This is a genomic window from Streptomyces sp. SID10853 (assembly GCF_010548145.1).
GTDB lineage: Bacteria > Actinomycetota > Actinomycetes > Streptomycetales > Streptomycetaceae > Streptomyces.
This window is the reverse complement of sequence record NZ_JAAGLN010000439.1, coordinates 1-2,351: the sequence shown is the minus strand read 5'-3', so window position 1 is coordinate 2,351 and position 2,351 is coordinate 1. Positions and strand designations below refer to the sequence as shown.

Sequence of the window (2,351 nt, the reverse complement as noted above, 5' to 3'; positions counted from 1 at the left end):
TGGTCCGGTGTGCGCCGGGAGCCTACGCGGTGCGCCGGCGGCGGCCCGCCCCGGCGGGCCCGGCCGGTCGATGCAGGCCCGCCGTGGTGGACCGGCACGCCGGCAGAAACCGCCCCGCCCGGCCAAAACCACCGTGGCGCATCGGAACGCCCGGCAAGGAGCCGCAGCACATCGGTACGCCGCCCAAGGCCACCGCGGCAGATGAGTACGCCCAGCCAAAACCACCGTGGCGCATCGGAACGCCTGGCGAGGGAGCTGCGGCAGGTTGGTACGCCCGGCCAAAACCACCGTCACGCATCGGAACGCCCGGCGAAGGAGCCGCGGCAGATCGGTACGCCCGGCCAAAACCACCGTCGCGCATCGGAACGCCCGGCGAGGGAGCCGCGGCGGACCGGTACGCCCTGCCAGGGCCACCGTGGCGCCCGCTGCGGAAGCGCCTGGCCCCGGACAGCGCGATGTCCGGTCAGCTCCCCAGCTGACCGGACAAACGCTGCCGTCCGCCGCACCCCCGTCCCCACGGGGTTGTTGGCCGGATGTCCCTGGCCCGGACCGCTCTCCCGGACCCGGGGCGCCGCTCAGCGCCCCAGCATCACGCCCACGGACGACGCCTGTGTGACCACTGCCTGCCAGCCTCCGAAGACGAACATCAGCAGTGCGGCGAGGGGAAGGACCATGGCGGTCGCCACCAGCGGGTGGCGGGTACCGGAGCTGCGGACGCCGAGCGCGGTGTACGCCCTGCGTCCCTGCGTGCGGAGAACTGTCCGCGCTGCGGTGTCGGCCATGGTCCCGGGTCCCTCTCCTGTCGGTTCGACAAGCGGCGAGTGCTGACCTCGGGGGACGAGTGCTGCACCCGCCGCTTGACCTCAAATCTAGGGGCGGGAAGGATCCGGGTCGTCATGCCCGCGTACCGAATACCGGGCCTCCAGGAGGATGAGCCTCCGCGCCCCGGTCTACTCCCCTGGGTGGAGAACCGGGCAGTACGCCTGCGGGTCTTCCCCGAGGGGCTCCTCCCCGGGACCCGGCCGCCGCAGGGCTCTCCAGCAGGGCTCAGGGGTGCGGCGGCGGGTGACTTCACTCACTTCCGCGGCCTCCCCCGACGGTGCCGTGACCGCCCGCGGCCCTCCCCCAGCGGCCCCGGAGAGGCGGGTGCGGGCGGCGTCCGGTGTACCCGTCCCCCGTACCGGCCGGCCGCCTGGCGGTGGCTCAATATCCTTCCTGCGGAGGACCTTTGGGAGAACGCCCCGGCCAAGGCGGCCGGATACGCCCCGAGCTGACCGGGCTTCACCACGAGGGGCCGGGGCGGGCAATCGATACGGGCGAGAGGGCGCGGCCTATGAGCACACCGGCCCGCGGGTACGTAAGCTGTGCCTCGTCAGACGGACCGGGCAGCGGGGATGGACATGACGATGATGCGGCTCCGGCGCGAGGATCCGCGTGTCGTCGGCTCGTTCAGGCTTCACCGGCGGCTCGGCGCGGGCGGCATGGGTGTCGTCTACCTCGGCTCCGACCGGCGGGGGCAGCGGGTGGCGCTCAAGGTGATCCGGCCGGATCTGGCCGAGGACCAGGAGTTCCGGTCGCGGTTCGCCCGTGAGGTGTCGGCCGCGCGGCGGATCAGGGGCGGGTGTACGGCCCGGCTGGTCGCCGCCGATCTGGAGGCCGACCGTCCGTGGTTCGCGACCCAGTACGTCCCCGGGCCGTCGCTGCACGACAAGGTGGCCGACGAAGGGCCGCTGTCCGCGGCCGAGGTGGCGTCCATCGGCGCGGCCCTCTCCGAGGGGCTCGTGGCGGTCCACGAGGCCGGTGTCGTCCACCGGGATCTGAAGCCGTCGAACATCCTGCTCTCGCCGAAGGGCCCCCGGATCATCGACTTCGGGATCGCCTGGGCGACCGGGGCGAGCACACTCACCCATGTCGGAACGGCGGTCGGGTCCCCCGGGTTCCTCGCGCCGGAGCAGGTGCGCGGCGCCACCGTCACCCCGGCGACGGACGTCTTCGCGCTGGGCGCCACGCTGGCGTACGCGGCGACGGCCGACTCACCTTTCGGGCACGGCAGTTCCGAGGTGATGCTGTACCGGGTGGTGCACGAGGAGCCGCATCTGTACGACGTGCACGACGCCCTGGCGCCGCTGGTGCGGGCCTGCCTCGCGAAGGATCCCGAGGACCGTCCTTCCACTCTCCAACTGTCCATGCGGCTCAAGGAGATCGCCGCCCGGGAGGCGCAGGGGCTCTCGGAGGGCCGGACCCCGGCGCAGCGCCGCGCCCAGGAGGTGGACCGGCCCACGGGGCGCATCGCCGCTCCGGCGACCGAACAGCACGCAGCGCCGCCGCGCCGCGCGGAGGGCGCACAGACT

The 2,351-nt window shown here is 73.5% G+C and carries 2 protein-coding genes; one reads left to right on the top strand and one right to left on the bottom strand.

The annotated features are described in order from the left end of the window. Nucleotides 1–575: 575 nt before the first annotated feature. Nucleotides 576–782, bottom strand: a complete 207-nt coding sequence (locus G3I19_RS36050) for a hypothetical protein (RefSeq protein ID WP_164267889.1) — start codon at nucleotides 780–782, stop codon at nucleotides 576–578. Between the two features lie 618 nt (nucleotides 783–1,400). Between G3I19_RS36050 and G3I19_RS36045 the strand changes: the two genes are divergently transcribed. Further along, nucleotides 1,401–2,351, top strand: a 951-nt coding sequence (locus tag G3I19_RS36045) for a serine/threonine-protein kinase (protein ID WP_164267888.1), incomplete at its 3' end; no start/stop codon positions are given.